The 18,621-nt window shown below is 71.0% G+C and carries 13 protein-coding genes; 2 read left to right on the top strand and 11 right to left on the bottom strand.

All coding sequences use genetic code 11. The annotated features are described in order from the left end of the window. Window positions 1-96 precede the first annotated feature (96 nt). Window positions 97-972: a DUF5667 domain-containing protein gene (locus AC5L3Z_RS00590; protein ID WP_494838716.1), complete on the top strand. Its 876-nt coding sequence runs from the start codon at window positions 97-99 to the stop codon at window positions 970-972. 117 nt (window positions 973-1,089) lie between these two features. Next, window positions 1,090-1,965 (top strand): HAD family hydrolase, encoded by an 876-nt coding sequence (locus AC5L3Z_RS00585; protein WP_494838715.1) that lies wholly within the window; start codon window positions 1,090-1,092, stop codon window positions 1,963-1,965. 9 nt (window positions 1,966-1,974) lie between these two features. Here the strand turns inward: AC5L3Z_RS00585 and AC5L3Z_RS00580 are convergent, their stop codons facing one another. The 11 genes from AC5L3Z_RS00580 to AC5L3Z_RS00530 form a co-directional block, all read right to left on the bottom strand. Beyond that, entirely contained in the window at window positions 1,975-2,928 is a 954-nt protein-coding gene (locus AC5L3Z_RS00580) for a hypothetical protein (protein WP_494838713.1), read from the bottom strand. Window positions 2,929-3,001: 73 nt separating this feature from the next. After that, window positions 3,002-3,952: a hypothetical protein gene (locus tag AC5L3Z_RS00575; RefSeq protein WP_494838712.1), complete on the bottom strand. Its 951-nt coding sequence runs from the start codon at window positions 3,950-3,952 to the stop codon at window positions 3,002-3,004. Window positions 3,953-4,051: 99 nt separating this feature from the next. Beyond that, complete coding sequence (locus AC5L3Z_RS00570; RefSeq protein ID WP_494839561.1) at window positions 4,052-4,906, bottom strand: lysophospholipid acyltransferase family protein; 855 nt, start codon at window positions 4,904-4,906, stop codon at window positions 4,052-4,054. A 296-nt stretch (window positions 4,907-5,202) separates the two neighbouring features. Further along, a complete protein-coding gene (locus AC5L3Z_RS00565) occupies window positions 5,203-6,276 on the bottom strand; it encodes an NAD-dependent epimerase/dehydratase family protein (protein ID WP_494838710.1) in 1,074 nt (357 codons plus the stop codon). 120 nt (window positions 6,277-6,396) lie between these two features. After that, entirely contained in the window at window positions 6,397-6,498 is a 102-nt protein-coding gene (locus AC5L3Z_RS00560) for a 30S ribosomal protein bS22 (RefSeq protein ID WP_007465623.1), read from the bottom strand. A 207-nt stretch (window positions 6,499-6,705) separates the two neighbouring features. Then, the gene (locus AC5L3Z_RS00555; protein WP_334525276.1) at window positions 6,706-6,915 is read right to left on the bottom strand and encodes a helix-turn-helix domain-containing protein; all 210 of its coding nucleotides are present in this window, start codon (window positions 6,913-6,915) and stop codon (window positions 6,706-6,708) included. 290 nt (window positions 6,916-7,205) lie between these two features. Continuing rightward, window positions 7,206-8,390, bottom strand: a complete 1,185-nt coding sequence (locus tag AC5L3Z_RS00550) for an ABC transporter permease (RefSeq protein WP_494838708.1) — start codon at window positions 8,388-8,390, stop codon at window positions 7,206-7,208. Next, window positions 8,387-9,403, bottom strand: a complete 1,017-nt coding sequence (locus tag AC5L3Z_RS00545; protein ID WP_494838706.1) for an ABC transporter ATP-binding protein — start codon at window positions 9,401-9,403, stop codon at window positions 8,387-8,389. The genes AC5L3Z_RS00550 and AC5L3Z_RS00545 overlap by 4 nt, the downstream gene beginning before the upstream one ends. Next, window positions 9,400-10,779 (bottom strand): efflux RND transporter periplasmic adaptor subunit, encoded by a 1,380-nt coding sequence (locus AC5L3Z_RS00540; RefSeq protein ID WP_494838705.1) that lies wholly within the window; start codon window positions 10,777-10,779, stop codon window positions 9,400-9,402. The genes AC5L3Z_RS00545 and AC5L3Z_RS00540 overlap by 4 nt, the downstream gene beginning before the upstream one ends. A gap of 294 nt (window positions 10,780-11,073) precedes the next feature. Next, window positions 11,074-11,409 (bottom strand): hypothetical protein, encoded by a 336-nt coding sequence (locus AC5L3Z_RS00535; protein WP_494838704.1) that lies wholly within the window; start codon window positions 11,407-11,409, stop codon window positions 11,074-11,076. Next, entirely contained in the window at window positions 11,396-18,250 is a 6,855-nt protein-coding gene (locus AC5L3Z_RS00530) for an RHS repeat-associated core domain-containing protein (RefSeq protein ID WP_494838703.1), read from the bottom strand. Before AC5L3Z_RS00530 ends, AC5L3Z_RS00535 begins: the two co-directional genes overlap by 14 nt. Window positions 18,251-18,621: the final 371 nt, after the last annotated feature.

The raw sequence follows: 18,621 nt of genomic DNA, 5'->3' as shown, positions 1-18,621 counted from the left end.
GCCGGCCACGCACTCCGCCCGTCGGCGTACGCCGCCGCCGGTCGCTGGGAACCACCGCGGCCGACCGGCCGTGACCAGCGAGAGGGGGTGCCTGCGGTGGACAGCGACCTCTTCTCCCGTCGGCGGGCCGCACGCTTCGCCCAGCTTCTCGACGAGGCCAACGGCGGCCGGCGGCACCATGTCCGGTCCCGCGCCGACGACCAGCTCACCGCCCTCGTGGCGGTGGGGCGGCGGCTCGTCACCGAACGCCCGGACGTCGACGTGGACCCGGAGTTCCGCACCGGGCTCCGCGCGATGCTGGTGGCCACCGCGGAGCGGGAGGGGGTCGGCGCCAACGCCGGCGCGGCGACCGGCACCACGCCGGCCACCGCCACCTCCCGGGGTTCGCTGCTCGGCGCGGTCACCGCGCGCCAGGTCCGCGCCCGGGGCGCGATCCTGGTCGGGATCGCCGCCGGCGCCGTGGCGCTGTCGGGGATCTCCGCCGCCAGCGAGGACGCGGTCCCCGGCGACGCGCTGTACGGCATGAAGCGCTCCACCGAGCGGGCCCAGCTCGCCCTGGCCAGCTCCGACCTCAGCCGGGGGCAGCTCTTCCTCGACTTCGCCCGCACCCGGCTCGACGAGGCCGCCACCCTGCACGGTGACCTGGCCGGCTACAGCGCCGTGCTCGACGACATGGACGCCGACACCCGGCAGGGCGTACGGCTGCTGACCACGACCGCGGCGCAGCGGTCGGACCCGGCCGGGCTGGACGCCGTCAACACCTTCGTCGCAGGGCAGCGGCGGGCGGTCACCGGGCTGCTCGACGGGGCCAGCCGCGCCGAGCGGGACCGCACCCGGCGCTCCCTCACCCTGCTGGACACGATCCGCGAGCGCTCCGACGCGCTGCGGGCCGCCATCGCCTGCGAACTGCCGGCTCCGGCGGCCAGCGACGCCCTCGGTCCGGCGCCGGACAGCTGCCCCGCCGACCGCTGAGCCGACCGGTCGGCGGAGCTGCGCACGCCACAGTTCACCCTTCGCCCGACCGCCGTTCTCCGGCGTCCGGCTAGGCTCGGCGGTGCAGACGTCACGGTTCGGACGAGGGGAAGTGGCATGACCGGCAGCCGTAAGGTCACGGTCAGCACCGACGCCCACGGGCACACCGCCGGGTGGGCGGACGCCGAGCTGGAGACGCCGGCGCCACCGTGCCCCGATCCCACCGCCGCCGCCTTCTTCGACGTGGACAACACGATGATGCAGGGCGCGTCGATCTACTGGTTCGCCCGCGGCCTGGCGGCCCGGAAGTACTTCACCACCGGGGACCTGGCCCGGTTCGCCTGGCAGCAGGCCCGGTTCCGGCTGCTGGCCACCGAGCACGCCGGGGACATGTCGCAGGCCAAGAAGGCCGCTCTCGCCTTCGTCGAGGGCTGGCGGGTGGACGACGTGGAGCGCCTCGCCGAGGAGATCTTCGACGAGCTGATGGCCCCCCGGATCTGGGCCGGGACCCGACGGCTGGCCCAGCGGCACCTCGACGCCGGTGAGCGGGTCTGGCTGGTCAGCGCCGCCCCGGTGGAGATCGGCCGGGTGATCGCCACCCGGCTCGGCCTCACCGGCGCGGTCGGCACGGTCGCCGAGGTGGTCGACGGCGCGTACACCGGGCGGCTGGTCGGTGACCTGATGCACGGCCCGGCGAAGGCGGAGGCGGTCGGTCAGCTCGCCGCGGTGGAGGGGCTGGACCTGTCCCGCTGCGCGGCCTACAGCGACTCCGCCAACGACCTGCCGATGCTCTCCGCGGTCGGGCGGGCGGTGGCGATCAACCCGGACGGCACGCTGCTGCGGCAGGCCCGCCAGCGGGGCTGGGAGGTGCGGGACTTCCGCACCGGGCGGCGGGCGGTCAAGATCGCCGTACCGTCGACCGCGGCGGCCGGGCTGCTGGCCGGCGCGGTCAGCGCGGGCCTGGCGCTGCACCGCCGTCGCCGCGCCGTCTGACCGGCCGGGTCAGCCGGCGACGTGGTAGTTCACCGCCCAGTAGCCGGTATTGGCGGTGAAGTTCGACGCCTCGACGCCGACCCAGCCCTGGAAGCTGCCGTCGTCACCGATCACCTGCAGGTACGGCTTGCGGTGTGACCCGCCGGTGTAGCAGGCGGCGCTGGTCAGGCAGGTGCACCAGTGCTCGTAGAAGTTACGCCGGCCGGCTCCCGCCAGGTAGTACCGGATCGGCGCGGAGGTCGCCCCGCCGCCGCACGCCGAGCACGCGGTGGTCGGCTGGCCGAGCAGGCTCAGGCAGGTGGCGCCGCACCGGGAGAAGAGGTTGATGTGCATGTTGCTGGAGCCGCGCACCCCGGTCGACCCGCTGTAGCCGGCGTACTCACCCGAATACATCACCTTGGGGATGTCCCCCACCGGCACGTAGGCGTTGTTGGACGCGGAACTGCCGAAGCCCCAACCCACGGTGACCCCGTAGTTGGAACTCACGAAGTCCATCCTGGCGAGGTTGGTTCCCGCCGCGCCCACCCGCCAGGTCTCCCGGGAGCCCTCGCTCCAGGAGATGGTGACGGTGTCACCCGAGGTGGTGTAGGTCCCGGAGAGGCTCCTGTTGCCCGCGCCGGGCTGGAACCCGGTGGCCGTGCGCACCTCGCAGTCGTGGTTGGGGCAGCCGGTGGTGCGGATACCCGTGCCGGAGGCGCCGACGGCGGTGGCGCGGTTCCAGTACCAGAAGCCCTCGGTGACGGTGCCGTCGCCGAAGAAGTAGTACATGGCGAGGCGCACCCAGACCGGGCCGCCGGCCTGCTCGCCCGCCGGTGGGATCGCGCCGAGCGCGACGGTGTAGATGCGCCGCCCGCCCGGATAGTCCACCGCCTGTGCCGGCGTGGGCGCGACGAAAGTCGCCATGGTCACCGCGACCAGCACGGCCGCCAACGACCGCCGGACCGCCCTCCACCTGTCACACATGACTGGACTCCCCTGCGTACGGATCAACAGACGGTTCGATGACGGGCCGAATGGAGCGGCTGAGGCGCGACGGTCAGAAGTCGAGGTGGTAGTGCACCGCGAAGTAGCCGGTGTTCGCGGTGAAGTTGGACGCCTCGACACCGATCCAGCCGTGGAACGTGCCGTTGTCGCCGATCACCTGGAGTTGCGGCTTGCGGTGTGAGCCGCCGGTGTAGCAGGCGGCGCTGGTCAGGCAGGTGCACCAGTGCTCGTAGAAGTTCCGCCGGCCGGAGCCGGCCAGGTAGTAACGGACCGGTGAGGAGGACGCCCCGGTCGGGCACGCCGAGCACGCGGTGGTCGGCTCGCTCAGGCGGCTGAGACAGTTCGCGCTGCACCGGGAGAAGAGCTGCAGGTCCATCTGGCTGGGCCCGGCGTAGCCGCGGACGTTGTTGTAGGCCGCGTACTCGCCCCGGTACTGCTTCAACGGCACGCTGCTGATCGGCGTGTACGTGTCGTTCGGCGCGAGACTGCCGAAGCCCCAGCCCTCGGTGACCCCGTAGTTGGAGCCGACGAGGTCGAGCCGGGTGAGGTCGCTGACCGGATCGCTGGCCCGCCAGGTCTCCACGGATCCCTCGCTCCAGGAGATGGTCGTGGTGTCCCCGGACGTGGTCCAGGTGCCGTAGAGGGTCTTGGCCGCCGCGGTCGGCTCGAAGTTCTTCGCCGTCCGCACCTCGCAGTCGTGCCCCGCGCACCCCGTCGTCCGGTAGCCGGTACGGGCGTCACCGACCGCCGTGGCGTGGTTCCAGTACCAGAAGCTCTCGCGGATGGTGCCGTCGGCGTAGAAGTAGTACATGGCCAACCGGACCCAGACCGGACCCGTCGCCGGGTCGCCGTTGGCCGGCACGGAGCCGAGGGCGACGCTGTAGATGCGCCGCCCGCCGGGATACTCCGCGGCCTGGGCGGGGGCGGGGGCGATCAATGCCACCATCATCAGTCCGAGCAGGGCCGCCGCGACCCGCCGCGCCGTCGCCCAGTGCGTCCCCATGTGTCTCCCCCGTCCGGTCATCGACCGGGGTCATCGTAGGGGTGCGCCGTGCCCGCCCGGGGCCCGTCGGGACGAATGGGGCGCCGAGGCGCACCGGCCTCAGGGGCCGAACGGGTCGGGGCGGCGTTCCAGGAGCTTGTGCAGGGTCTGCTGGATGGTCTCCCGGACCTGGTCGGCGAGGTTGAACACGACCAGCGGGTCGTCGGCGGAGTCGGTCAGGTGCGCCGTCGGGATCGGCGGGCAGAACTCGATCAGCCACTTGCTCGGCAGCGGCACCATGCCCAGCGGCCCGAGCCACGGGAACGTCGGGGTGACCGGGAAGTACGGCAGCTTGAGCAGCCGGGCCAGGGGCTTGATGTCGGCCAGCATCGGATAGATCTCCTCGCCGCCCACGATGGCGACGGGCACGATCGGGGTGCCGGTGCGCAGCGCCGCCGAGACGAACCCACCCCGGCCGAAGCGTTGCAGCTTGTAGCGGTCGGCGTAGAGCTTGCCGATGCCCTTGAACCCCTCGGGGAAGACGCCGACCAGCTCACCGTTGCCGAGCAGCCGCTCCGCGTCCGGGTTGCAGGCGACCGTGCCGCCGGTCTTGCGGGCGATCTCGGAGACCACCGGCATCCGGAAGACCAGGTCGGCGCCGAGCAACCGCAGGTAGCGCTGCGCCGGGTGCTGGTCGTGCAGTGCGGTGGAGAGGATCAGCGCGTCCAGCGCCACGGTGCCGGAGTGGTTGCCCACCACGAGGCCCGGCCCGTCGGCCGGCACATGTTCCAGGCCGGTGACCTCGGTGCGGAACCAGTCCCGGTAGAGCAGCCGCAGCAGCGGGTGGAATACCGACCCGGTCAGGTCCGGGTCGAACCCGAACTCGTCCACCTCGTAGTCGCCGGAGAGGCGCCGGCGCAGGAACGCCAGCCCGGCGGCGACCTTCTGGTCCCAGTGGTCGTGCCGGTCCGGCACCGCCGGCCGCCGGGCCGCCGGGCCGGTCCCGTTCGCCGGGTCCGCTCCGCCCGTGGCAGCGGTCCCGTTCGCCGGGTCGGGCCGCGGGGACGGCTCGGCGATCGGCTCGTCGGTCGCGGAGAGGTCCGGCTCGCCGGAGCTGGCCGGGTCGAGCCGGGTCCGGTCGGGGGCGACGGCCGCCGTGGGGCGCCGGTGCCCGTTGCGCCGCGCCGGCTCCGACTCCGGAGCGGCCGCGGTCAGCGGTACGTCGTACCGGCCGTCGGCCCCGGCGCCCTCGCGGCGCTCGTCCGGGCCGGTCACGACCGCTCCCGTACGGCCGAGCGGACCTGCCGGATGCGCTCCAGCACCAGCTGCTCGGCCGCGGCCAACTGGTTGCGGTGCAGCACCACTCCGCCTCGGTGGGCGCGGATGAAGTCGTCGAAGGCGGCGGCGGTGGAGCGCGGGGTGAATCCGTACTCCCGCTCCAGCCGGCTGGTGTCGACCACCCGGCCGTGCACGAAGAGGTCGACCTGGTCGAGGCCGTAGCGGCCGAAGCCGAGGTTGCGGGCGATCGCGGCGGCGCCGGAGAGCCCCGGCTCCAGCACCGGCATCGCCACCCGGCCGGCCCGACGGATGGCCTGGGAGAGCGAGAGGACGCCGGGGCCGGCGACGTTGTAGGTCCCCGGGTGCTCCTCGGCGATGGACCGGTGCAGCACCTCCAGGGCGTCGTCGAAGTGCACGAACTGCAACCGGGGGTCGCGGCCGAAGACGGTGGGCACCACCGGCTGGGAGAAGTAGCGGGTGAGCGTGGTGTCGGCGGTGGAGCCGATGAACGGCGCGAAGCGCAGCACGGTGGCGGTGACGTCGGGGCGACGGCGACGGAACCCGCGGACGTACCCCTCGATGTCGAGGATGTCGCGGCCGAAACCGCCGCGCGGCACCTCGCGCGGCTCGGTCTCCTCGGTGAAGACCGCCGGGTCGCGGAAGGACGCGCCGTACGCGGCGGTGGAGGAGCGGACCACCAGCTTGCGCAGCCTGGGTGCCCGCTGGCAGGCGGCGAGCAGTTGCATGGTGCCGATGACGTTCTGTTCCTTCATCGCCGCCCGGCCGCCGTGCTGCGAATCGGGGGCGCTGACCAGCGCCAGGTGCACCACGGCGTCGACGTCGAGGTCGGCGAGGAGGCCGCCGAGCGAGCCCAGGTCGAGCCGGATCCGCTCCACCCGGTCGAGCAGGTCGGTGAACTCGGGCCCGGGGGTGGCCGGGTCGACCCCGATCACCCGTTCGATCCGCGGGTCGGCGGCGAGCCGGGCGGCGACGTGCGCGCCGAGGTAGCGACCGACCCCGGTCACGACGACGACCCCCGGAGCACCAGCGGTGCCACCGGGGGTCATCTCGCACGCCTTGACCGGCAGGCGGGATCGAGCCGGGACGTCCACGGCCTGATCACCTGAGCCTCCGAGGGTCGACAGTTGGCAAGTGGTGCCGGATGCCGGGCCGCAGCCCGGCATCGGTCACTTGCCGAGACGGCGACGCTGGACGCGGGTCTTGCGCAGCAGCTTGCGGTGCTTCTTCTTAGCCATGCGCTTGCGGCGCTTCTTGACCACCGAGCCCATACGACAGCCTTTCGATGCAACGTGCGGGGCGGACGGGTGGCACCACCTCGGTGGTGCCGGCGACCGCGTGCGGACAACGGACCGGACCAGCCTGGTGGCGTCGTCGGGGCGCACCGGCGTGCGGTCACGGTCGGCTCCAGGGTAGCCGGAGAGCGTCAGCAGGACCAACGCGGCCCCGTCGATGCCCGTTACGTCGCAGTCGACGGGTCAGGCGGTCTCCTGGAACGCGCCCCGGAGATAGTCGTGCACCGCGTGCTCGGGAACCCGGAACGAGCGGCCGACCCGGACCGCGGTGAGCTCACCGCTGTGCACCAGGCGGTAGACCGTCATCTTGGAGACCCGCATCACCGCCGCCACCTCGGCGACGGTGAGGAACTTGACATCCGACAGCCGACCGTCGGACTGCGACCCGGCCATGGCTCACCCGACCCATCCCATGCCCGGCGCGTGCCGAGCGACCGAAGTGTGCGTCCGGGGCGGCAACGCGCGTGTTACCAGTACGGTAGCGGGGCGGCTGTTACCGGCGCGATCCCTTCGTACAACTGATCATGCCTGAGCCCGCGATCACCCGACCGTGACCAGGCGTTTTCTCCCCGCCTGCGCCCCCCGTCCCATTGTCGAGACCTGCGACGGACACCCTTGCGGTGGCACGCGGCGGGCCCGGGTCCCGACCCGACTTCCTGATCAACGAAAGTGGGGCCCGGGGGTCACTCGGCGCGGAGGGCGGTGACGGGGTCTAGGCGCCCGGCGCGTTGGGCGGGAACCACGCCGAAGACGATGCCCACCGCGGCGGAGACGCCGAATGCCAACGCCAGCGACCACCACGTGATCGCGGCCGGGATCGGTGAGAAGGCGTCCACCAGCAGCGCGGCGCCGACGCCGAGCGCCATGCCGGTGAGCCCGCCGATGGCGGTGAGCAGCACCGCCTCCAGCAGGAACTGCACCCCGATGTCCCGGGGCCGGGCGCCGACCGCCTTGCGCAGGCCGATCTCCCGGGTCCGTTCCCGGACCGAGACGAGCATGATGTTGGAGACGCCGACCCCGCCGACCAGCAGCGAGATGCCGGCGATGGCGGCCAGCACGCCGGTGAGGACGCCGAGGATGTCGCCGAGCACGCCGAGGATCTGCTGCTGGGTGACCGCGCTGAACTCGGTGTCCGGGTGCCGCCGGCCCAGCTCGGCCACGATCCGGGCGCCCAGTTCGTCGATCCGCTCCCGGTCCGGCGCCTTCACCGCGATGCCGTCCACCCGTTGGGTGCCCCAGAGCCGCTGCGCGGCGGTGACCGGCACGTGCACCTCGTCGTCCCGGTCGACGCCGAGGCTCTGGCCCAACGGGGTGAAGACGCCGATCACCCGGAACCGGACCCCGGCGAGCGTCACCTGCTGGCCGAGCGGGTCCCGGTCGGGGAAGAGCGCGCGGGCCACCGAGTCGCCGAGCACCGCGACCCGCCGGCTGGTGTCCACGTCGGCCCCGGTGAGGTAGCGGCCCCGGGCGAGCGACCGGGTGAAGACGGTCGGGGTGGTCTCCAGCACCCCCTGCACGGTGGTGAAGTCGGACCGGTTGCCGGCGCGGGCGGTCGCGCCCGAGGCGACGGTCACCGCCACCCGGCTCGGGTCGCCGACCACCCGGGAGACCGCGTCGACGTCCTTCAGGGTCAGCGGCGACACCACCGGCGCGGTACCCACCTCGATCTTGCCGGGCACCACCAGCAGCAGGTTGGAGCCGAGCCCCTCGACCTGCTGCTCGACCTTCTGCTTCGTACCGGTGCCGATGGCGACCAGCAGCACCACCGAGGCCACCCCGATGATCACGCCGAGCATGGTCAGCGCGCTGCGCATCCGGTTGGCCCGCAGCGCGTCCAGGGCCACCCGCCACGCCTCCGCGACCCTCACCGGTCACCCCCGGCGTCCGCCGTGGGCCCGGTCCGCTCGGCGGTGGAGCCGTCGCCGGCACCATCGGGGGTACGGCCGGCCGCGCCGCGCGGAAGGCGCCCGGTGGCTCCGGCGGGCCCACCGGAGCCACCGGGCGGGTACCCCGGGCCGCTTCCGGACGCGGACCGGGGCTCCGCGCTGGGAGCGGCCCTCAGTGTCTCAGGTCGCCCGTCGGGGCCGGACAGCGGTCGATCATGGCCCGCCGCGGTCGCGGGCGACTCCGCCGCCACCGGCCGCGGCGCACCCTTCGCCGGCACCGTGGGCGCGGCCGTGACCAGGGGTTCGGCGGCGCTGTCGGACTCCACCACCCCGTCGCGCATGGCGATCTGCCGGCGGGCCCGGGCGGCCACCTCCCGGTCGTGGGTCACCATCACCAGGGCCACCCCCGACTCGGCGTTGAGCTGCTCCAGCAGCGCCAGCACGGCCTGACCGGTGGCGCTGTCCAGGTTGCCGGTCGGCTCGTCGGCGAGCAGCACCGTCGGGTCGGTCACCAGTGCCCGGGCGATCGCCACCCGCTGCTGCTCACCGCCGGACATCTGGTTGGGGCGGTGGTCCAGCCGGTGCCCCAGGCCGACCCGGCCCAGCATCGCCGCGGCCCGCTCCCGCCGCTGCCGGGCGCCCAGACCCCGGTAGACCAGCGGCAGCGCCACGTTGTCCACCGCCGAGGTGCGCGGCAGCAGGTGGAACGCCTGGAAGACGAAGCCGATGGTCTCGTTGCGCAAGGTCGCCAGCTCCGGCGCGGAGAGGCTGCCGACGTCCCGGCCGCCGATCACCAGCCGGCCGCCGGTCGGCCGGTCGAGCCCGCCGAGCAGATGCATCAGGGTGGACTTGCCGGAGCCGGACGGCCCGACCAGCGCCACGTAGTCGCCCGGCTGGACGGTCAGCGACACCCCGCGCAGGGCGGGTACCGAGACGCCGTCGAGCTCGTAGGTCCGGGAGACGTCGACCGCCTCGATCGCCGGCGCCGGGCTCACCGGACTTCCTGGCCGTCGGTGACCCGGTCGGCGCCGCGCACCACCACCCGGTCGCCGGCCTGCACCCCGTCGAGGATCTGCACCAGGTCGGGCCCCTGCACGCCGACGGTCACCGTGGCCCGGTCCGCCTTCCCGTCGCGGACCACCCAGACCGCGTCCCGGCCGTCGGCGGAGAAGACCGCCGAGGCGGGCACGGTGACCGCGTCGGCGGCCTGGCGTACCTGGAGGTGGACGATGGCGTTCATGCCTGGGCGGGGCGTCGGCGCGGCCTCCCCCTCGCCCAGCTTCCCGGCCCCGAGGGCGAGGCGGACCCGGTAGGTCACCCCGCCCCGGGCGGAGCTGGTGGGGAGCACGTCGACCGAGCGGACGGTGGCCTCGTACGTCGCGCCGGTGACCGCGTCCAGCTCGACCGTGGCGGTCAACCCGGGCCGGACCAGCAGCACGTCCGTCTCGTCGACCTCGGCGGCCAGGCCGAGCGCCCCGGTGTCGACGATGGTCAGCACCGCTGCGCCGGCGGTGACGCGGCCACCGACACCGATGGCGTCGTCCACCCCCGGCGGCGGGCCGGCCCGGGACCCGGTGGGCGCCGACGGGCCGAGGTCCGCAGGGAGCTGACCGCCGCCGAGCAGCGCGGCCAGATCGGTGCCGCCACCGCTCGGGGTGCCACCGGGCTGCACCACACCCCCGATCGGGGCGCGCAGGGTCAACGCGTCGACGGTCGCCTTCGCCAGGTCGTACGCCTGCTGGGCTTGGAGCCGTTGCGCCGACGACAGCGCGCCCACGGCGGAGTTCAGCCCGGCGACGCCCCGCTGCACCGAACGGACCGCCCGGTCGGCGCTGCGCGCGGCGGCGGCGTACTGCTTCTGGGCGGCGGTCACCTGGGCCAGCAGCGCGTCCCTGAGCTGCTTGTCGGCGATCTTGTCGGCGGCGTCCCGGGCCGCGTCGAACGCCTCGTCGGCGGCCTTGTCGGTGCCGCGCCGGCTGCCGGACAGGTCGCCGGCGCCGACGCCCCGGCCGGCCCGCTTCGCGGCGGTCAACGCCTCCTTGGCCTGACGGAGCCGCTGCCGGGCCGACGGCGAGTCGACCACGGCAAGGACCTGGCCGCGCTTGACCCGCTGTCCGGGTTGGACGCGCAGGCTGGCCAGGGTGCCGTCGGCGGGCGCGGTGAGGGTGGCGGCGGCCCGGGCGGTCACGGTCGCCGGGGCGTCGATGACCTCGGCGACGGCGTTCTTGGCGGCCGAGGCGAGGGTGACGTTCGGCTTGTCGTCGCCGCACGAGGCGGCGGTGGTGCCGGTCAGGACGGTGACGGCGAGCAGGGCGGTGAGCAGGCGGGGCCGCGTGGCTGCGAGAGGCCGCGGCCGAGGAGGGCGGCGCACCCATCGATGTTACGGGGAAGCCGGATGGCACACCATCCGCCAGCATCGAAATCGTTGGCTCGATGCGTCGTGGCGCGGACAGAACCCAGGAGCAACCCCTGCCATCGCGCAACGGCGATGAGAAATTTGTCAGCCTCGGTCGAGGACGAGACAATGCAGTCCATCCAGTGCCTGGCACTCGAGCACCAGCGCGGCGACCCTTCTCGCCTATCGACATCGGGGGCTCGAAGCACTGTTGCCTGGATACATGGTGGGCGGACATTTCGCCCGCCCACCATGCCTGCCCGACGAAGCTCAGCCCTTCGCGACCTCGTCACCATAATCGGTGTTGGCCAGCCAACAGCCCGCACCGAACGGCTCCCAGTTCAACTTCTTACAGTCCGCGAGAACGCGATCAACGAGCTCGCGAGGCAAACCCGTCCACGCCTCGAAACCCTGCGACTCGAGCGAGCCGGGGACCATCAGCCCTTCTTCGATCAAGCGTGTAATCAGCATGGAGGAAACCTCCCGAAAGTCACTCCCATCAATGACGGCCAGCTCGCGGGCAGAGGCGATGACTTGGTCGATCGGCACCCAGTCATCCAGGCCCTCGTACAGAATCTCGCGGATGCTGGCGTCACTCCTGGACATGAACCTTGAGACCCCTCGAACCCGCCGGGAAAATGTCGATCGTAGCACCGCCGGATTTTGAAGCGGTTCGCCATTGAATGACCGTGCCGTCCGCCCCCTTGAACACGTCAGGAACTTTTGGCCCGCGAGCGGGGAGACGTTCAGCGCCGCGAGTCCACTGATTGAAGACTTCCCGAAGCTCGACCTCGGTGCCGACCGTCCTCACGCTTCCCTGGCGACCTTGTGGCAGCTTGTCGAAGTCGTTCTTCCAGGAGGGCCCGGGCGCACCAGGGACACAACCATCCGGCCCAGTGTTGTGCACCAGGATTGGCGTGCCACCGGCCAACACATGGAAGGTGTGGATCCCGCTCACCGTCAGGTTGTAGGCCAGGTCGTTGAAGCTGGAATCCGCACGGAGACCCCGAACACTCCGCGTTCCGCCATCCGGCGACAACACGAGGTCACCCGGGTCGAGATCATCTGCCCGCTGCCACTTCCGGTCCGTCTGGTTCCAGAAGGGGTGGTCCTCGGTGGTTGTGACTGCAGCGCCCACCAGATCGAGCAGAATCAGATCGTCGTAGTGAACCCACACGTGCGTAACCGTTCGAGGCCCCTGCTCACCGGTCTCCGGGTCGGATGCGATCACCTCGTCGCCGACTTCGACCTCGTCAAGTCGCTTGCTGGTGCCGTCGGCCATCAGCACCTCGGTGTCACCACTGAAGCTCTTGCAGCCGCAGTTGCACCCGCCCCGCGAGCCCTTGCCCTTGCCCAGACCGCCTAGGTTGCCGACCCCCGAGATGAGCCGGTCATCATCGGGAAGGTTCTCTGCACCCCACTCGAAGTGGTCGGACCAGAGTTCCTCGATCCACTGGTCACACCCGCCGGGTCGACCCATCTCGTGACAGATGTTCATCGCGAGGCCCCGGGTGTCGACCCGCATCAGCTCGTCGTTGTTGCCCTGGCTCTTGGCCGCGAAGTGCGCGGCCCGCTGTGCGGCCCAGCGGCGCATGAACTCCTCGTGCGGCACCGTTTCCGGCACCATGATGCCGTAGCCCAGGTTTCGCGGGTGGTCCCACTTACGAGACTTGGTACTCTTCTTGCCGTTACGCTCGCCCCAGGCGATGTTGGCGTCGGTTCCACATCCGCCCGGGCATCCGCCGGCGCCTCGACCGTCTCCCTCCTTCAGCGGGCGCGGATCGTACCCGCGGCAGTCGAACTCCAGGCAGTCGCTCGGGATGAGGCCACTCGGGTCGCTCATCGTGACCGGGGAGTTGTTGGCGTACGAGTAGCCGTTCCACTGTTGCGGATCCGCCACGTCCTGCAGCGGGTCGAGCGAGACGAAGCGTCCGATGTTGGGGTCGTAGTTGCGGGCGCCGACCTGGGTCAGGCCGGTGTTCGGGTTGAGCGGTTGGTTGAGAAAGCCCCGGTTGTCGGGGACCGAGACCGTGGCACCTCGCGGCGCCCCGTATGGCGTGTACTGCCGCCAGGTCGGCTGCTGGGCGGTGTTGTTGAGGTAGAGGCTCGGCGTGCCCTGGTGGTCCGGCACGGTGAAGCCGTACGCGCTGCCGCTGCCCGTGCGGTACGCCATCGCGCCGCTGGGCAGCGCGTAGTACCGGGTACCACTCAGCGTCTGGTTGCTGGTGTTCAACACGATCTGCTCACCCGGCAGGTAGAGAGTGGTCACCCCCGGGTCCTTCTGGATGAGCAGGTTGCCGTCGGCGTCGTTCAGGAACGAGCTGTTCCCGTCCGTGCCGCCGGTCACCGATGCGAGCTCGCCGCTGTCGTCCCAGTTCAGGGTCTGCGTGCCCTGCCCGGCCTGACGGGTGGTCATGTTGCCCGCGCCGTCGTAGGCGTAGGAGGTGCTGCCGGTGAGACCACCGGTGGTGGTCGTGCCGGTCAGCGTGTGCGGCTGCCCCTTGCCGTTGCCGTCGTAGGTGTAGGTGGTGGTGGTGTCGGTGCCACCGGTCAGCGAGTACTGCTTCTGGCTCTTGCGATTGCCGAGGGAGTCGATGTCCCACTCGGTCCAGTACGCGCTGGTCGCGCCGATTCCGCTACCGACCATCGCGCGGTTGCCGGTCGTGGGGGTGACCGCGCAGCCGTCGGTCGCCGTCCACGCCTTGGTCAAGCGCCGCAGCGGGTCGTACCGGTAGCACTGCGTCTCCGACACCGTGGCCGGCTCGTAGCGCGTGTCGACCGTCTTGACGATGTTGCCGGACAGGTCGTACTCATAGTCCTGCTTGTCGACATTGGTGGTCGTCGTGGTCGTCTTGGTCACCAACTGCTGCTTACGCCGACCGTTGTGGTCGTCGTAGGTGTTGACGATCGAGGCCAGGCTCGTGGCCGATCCCACGACGCCACGGATCACCCGACCCCAGGCGTCGTACTCCGTGGAATCGCTGTAAACAGCGAGGCCACCCGTCCTAGTCGGCGTGTCGAGCACGCCGCCGTAGCCGTGCAGGACCGTCTCGGCGGGCAGGTTCCCCCGAGCCGGGTAGGTGTCGGTGATCGGCTTCCCGGTTGAGGCGTTGTAGCTGTGGCTGAAGCCGTAGGAGTTGCCGAGCAACCCCTCCACAGCCGGGATGGTGATGGTCTCCCCCTTGGAGGAGCCGAACTCGTTGAAGCCCACCCACTGCGTGCCGTAGGCGGCGCCGTTGCGGAACGCGGTCGCCGTGGTCAGCTTGCCGATGGGGTTGGTCATCGACGCCACGGCGGCATTGTCGTTGTCGTACACCCAGGTGGCGAGCTGGTTGCTCGTGGACTGCGCCGAAGCCGGTGCGGCGTAGCTGCCGGTCTTCCGGTTCAGCTTGTCGAAGGTGTACGACACCGTCTTGCCGCGAGCGTCCGTCGACTCGACGACGTTGCCGACACCGTCGTAGCGCATCGTACTGACGCCGCCGTCCGGATCGTCCTTGCTCACCACCTGTCCCAGCAGGTTGCGCTGGCTGGTCCAGGCGTTGCCGCCCGCGTCGGTCAGCGTGGACTGGTTGCCGTTGCTGTCATAGCCGTAGCTGGTGGCGACCGTCGTGCCACCGGTCAGATGGAAGACGCCGGTGAACGGGTTGGCCGGGCTGCTGAGCGTCGGTGCCGTCGTGTACTGGAGCTGTTTTTCGCCCCGGCCCATCGGGTCGGTCAGCACGGCGGTGGTAGTGCCGCCGGCCGGGGGGATGACCGTCGTCCGGTCGCCGTTGTACACGGTCCTAGTTGACGACTTCACCAAGCCGTCCCGGGCAGCCTCGGTCAGAATCACCCGGCCGAGCCCGTCGTAGGTGTTGAAGGTCTGGTTGAGGGCCTTCTTCACCAGGCTGTCGGCGTAGACCGGCGTGGTGTCCGGGTCGGTGGCCGCGTCCCACCAGCCGTTGTACGTCGCCCGCACCCAGCCGCGGGTGTCGTAGAACGAGTCGGTGACCATCCGGCCGCCCTGCGGAGTGACCGACTGGGTCTGCCGCACCCGGTACAGCGCGTCGTAGATGGTGGTCGACTTCTGATAGCCGTTGTTGATGTTGAGCGTCTCGGTCGTCGTCGCCGTCGGTCCGGTCTTCGAGACCGTGTAGGTGTGCTTGACGTTGGCGGGGGTGCTGGTGGCCCGGGAGGCCATCCACACCGCCGTGGTGCGGCCGAGCGCGTCGAACTGGGTGCGGGTCACCACGCCGTTCGGGTCGGTGCTGGAGGTGGTGAGGTTGCGCAGCGGCGTGACGGTGTTGGTGGAGACGTGCCCGTCCGCGTTCGTCACGGTCACGCCGGTGGTCAGCCCGACGGCGTTGTCCGTGTAGGCGGTGGTGGTCTTGTTGCCGTTGCCGTCCCAGCCACCGGTGGCCCGACCGTACGCGTCGAACTCGGCCCGGTCGGTCGTGTGGTGGACGTACGCGCCGGAGACCCAGTCGGACGCCTGCCGGACCATGGTGACGTTGCCCTTGGTGGGCGCGGCCTGCGGGAAGGTGGTCGCGAAGGTCGGGTCGTCGTAGTAGGTGCGAATGTGCGAGACGACCTGCGCGGGGCGGTTGACCGTGGCCGGTTCGGTGAGGGTGTTCACGCTGCCCGGCTCCGACGTCGGCGAGCCCTGGGTGAACCCGCCGCAGGCCACCGACACCGTCTCGATCTGGCTGGTCAGGCCGACCAGGTTCAGGCCGGTGTTCGCCGGGGCGTACGTCTTGGTGGTGCACCTGTCGTAGGCGGCGTTCGCCGGCACCGTGTGGTCGTAGGTGTGCTTGAGCAGACCGAAGGTAGCCGAGCTGGTCGATGTGTCGTACGACATGTCGGTCTGGCTGTACCGCCAGGTGGTGGTCGCACCGCTGGTCACCGCCTGCCGCCGCCAGGTCTGCACCGGGGCGCTGAACGTGGCGGTCAGCGCGGGCAGGCCGGTGCGGCTGCGGGTCGCGGTCGCTCCCGACACCCAGTACGAGGTGACCGTCGAGCTGTCCACCGGGCCGCCGTCACCGAGGTATTTGGTGGTCTCCAGCGCGCGGCCGGCGAGCTGGTCGACGTCCTCGTGGACGCCACCCGCCGAGTCGGTGACGTTGACGACGGTGGTGTTGTTGTTCCTGCTCATGCCGCGGTAGAAGGTCGTCTCCGCCAGGGTGCGGGGATCGTTGACCCCGTCGCCGTTGCGCACCCGCACCTTGCCGTAGCCGCGGAACTGGCCGTAGGTGCGGTACTTGGCCTTGACCACCTCGTTGTCGTCGTAGTGCCAGGCGGCACCCCCCACGTACTCGTAGCTGGTGGAGGTGGCCGGGGCGCCGCCGGTCGGGTCGGTGGCGGTGACCCGGGTGACGGCGTACTTGTTGAACCAGTCCAGGGTCTGGTTGGTGTACCCGTCCGGAGTCCAGTAGGTCGGGTAACAGGACTTCGTGTTCGACGCCGGGGTGACCGTGACCGGAGCGGTACACGGTTGCGGCAGCTCGTAGCTGGGCGAGACGACGGACCCGGTCTCGGTGGTGATCGCCGAGATGCGCTGCCGGTAGAACGACGGCAGGCCGCCGGTGACGTCGACCCGGTTGGCCAGCTTGATGCCGCTGAACGACACCGAGGGCAGCGTGATGGCGGCGGTGGAGCCACCGGAGGTGGTGTCGTGCCCGCTACGGGTGATCGACGACAGCCAGAGCGTCGGCGAGGTGCCGTCCCCGGTCGCCGGCATCGTGTGGGCCAGGGTGTATCGGTCCACCGGCTTGTGGGTGGAGGTCGTCGTGTCGTACTGCTGGGTCTCGATGGAGGTCAGCCGCACGGTGGAGAAGAACGACGGACTCCACGACTGGCAGTCGGTGCCGGAGTTGCAGACCAGGTCGAACGGCACGTCCGGCCAGTTGGCCTTGGTGGTGGAATTCAGCGGCTGGCAGGTGGCCGCCAGGCAGCGGTCGCCGGTGTTGAAGACGATCCGGTTCGGCACGGTTCCGTAGGCGCCGTTGTCCCGGAAGCCGTAGTCGATTCGGGCCAGGTAGCTGTCCCGGACGTAGGAGACGTCGGTGGCGCCCTGGTTACGGCCGTAGTAGTTGGTGGCCTGGTTGTAGTAGTAGGCCATCGCGTTGCCGTGGACGTCCTTGACGTAGTCGAGGTTCCACCGGTACGCCATCGTGCAGACCGAGGAGGAGAACCCGGCCGAGTTGTAGCAGGGGTCGCCCGAGTGCGGCGAGTAGACCGGGGTGTGGTCGACTGATTTGGTCTCCGGCTTGCCCGTGGTCCAGCCCGGCAGGCGGTTGCGACCGAACTCGTAGGTCGTGCCGTCGCGCTCCGTGACCCGCCAGTAGTCGGTGTTGTACGTGCCGCTGCCGTTACCCGAGTTGGTCACCTTGGTGACCACGGCTCCGGTGTCGTTCTGGAGCTTCCACACGCTCTTGCCGGAGTCCCAGATCAGCGAGCTGGACGATCCGTTCAGCGCGATGGTCAGGATCGGGCCGGTGTAGCAGCGGTCGTAGGTCTTGACCGGGGAAGGGCTGCCGCCCGGGTCGTCCTTGCACGAGACGAAGGTCTGCTCGACGTACGACTTCGGGGTGGTCCAGCCGTCGCCAACCCAGGACGCCTGCGCGTTTGTCGAAGAGGTCTGCCCGTCGACGCCACCCGAGTCGTAAGCCAGGGCGACCTGGGGGGCGAGCTTCGACCGGCTCGGCGGCACCGTCACCGGGTAGGAGTACGAGAAGGAACCCGTGCTGCTGCCCGCGCTCCAGGAGCCGGAGGGCATCAGGTCGGTGGCGGCATAGGTGCCGCCCCTGCCGCCCTCCTCACCGGCGGTGGCGACCGCCGCGAGCGCCACCGTCGTGCTGGTCGTCCGCGCCCCGGAGGCGGTTGGCGCCAGCGTGACCTCGGCCGACACGGTGCTCGCCGTAGCGTCGTTGGTCGACCGCAGCGGCTTCGGAGCGCGGCACGCGTCGAGGGTCGGCGTGGTGAGTGCACACGCCGGCAGCTGCACCAGCCGCAGCCGGGCACCGTAGTTGCCGCCGTACGCCTCGGCGAAGTCGGCGTAGTCGACGCCGACCCGCACGGCACCCGAGGCGACGTCCGGCGTGACCGACAGGAGTACGCCGTCCACGCCGGCCGCCTCCGCCGCCTTCCGATCGGCGACCTGCACGTCCAGGCTTCGCGGTCCCGCCGGCCGGCCGGCCTTCGCCGCCACCGGCTGCGCCCACACGGGGGTGCCCGCCGCGCGCACCTTCGCCGGAGCTGCCACCCGACCCCCGGCCGTGGGCCCGGACGTACCCACTTCCACCCGTACGGACGTGGACTTCGGCCACGTCGTGCGGGTCGATTTGTAGGTGGTCTTCGCCTGGTCCGGCGGAGCCTTGAATCTGGTTGGAAGGGGCTTCACGCCCTTCACCGACCGGCCCGGCGAGACGGCGGGCAGCTTCGGCTGCGCGTCGTCCACCGGTTTCGCCATCGCGGGCGATCCCGACAACAAGCTCGCCACCAGTGACGTGGCCACGGTTACCGCGACCAGACGTCTGGGACGAGTCAACAGGCGTAAGCCCCCGTGCTCGACCATCCGAACCTCACCTCTGCGAGATACCAGGAAAGCCACGCAGAGTGTTCAGTCGCGCACCCCCGTGGCGCGAACAATGTTTCATGTCTTCGATCGATCAAGGTCACGGAAAGATAACGATAGATGAAGATCACACTGTCCAGATCGGTCGCAGAGAGTCCGAACGGGACAACTTGCAGTGACGAAAGGCGTTCCCCGGAAGCCATATCAACTGTTTCACTGTGGCCGCTCACCGGACTCGCGACGCGGGCCCGTAGACAGCCACACGG

It is taken from the genome of Micromonospora sp. LZ37, assembly GCF_059359015.1.
The sequence above is the reverse complement of the archived record's forward strand: the minus strand, read 5'-3'. Positions and strand labels throughout refer to the sequence as shown.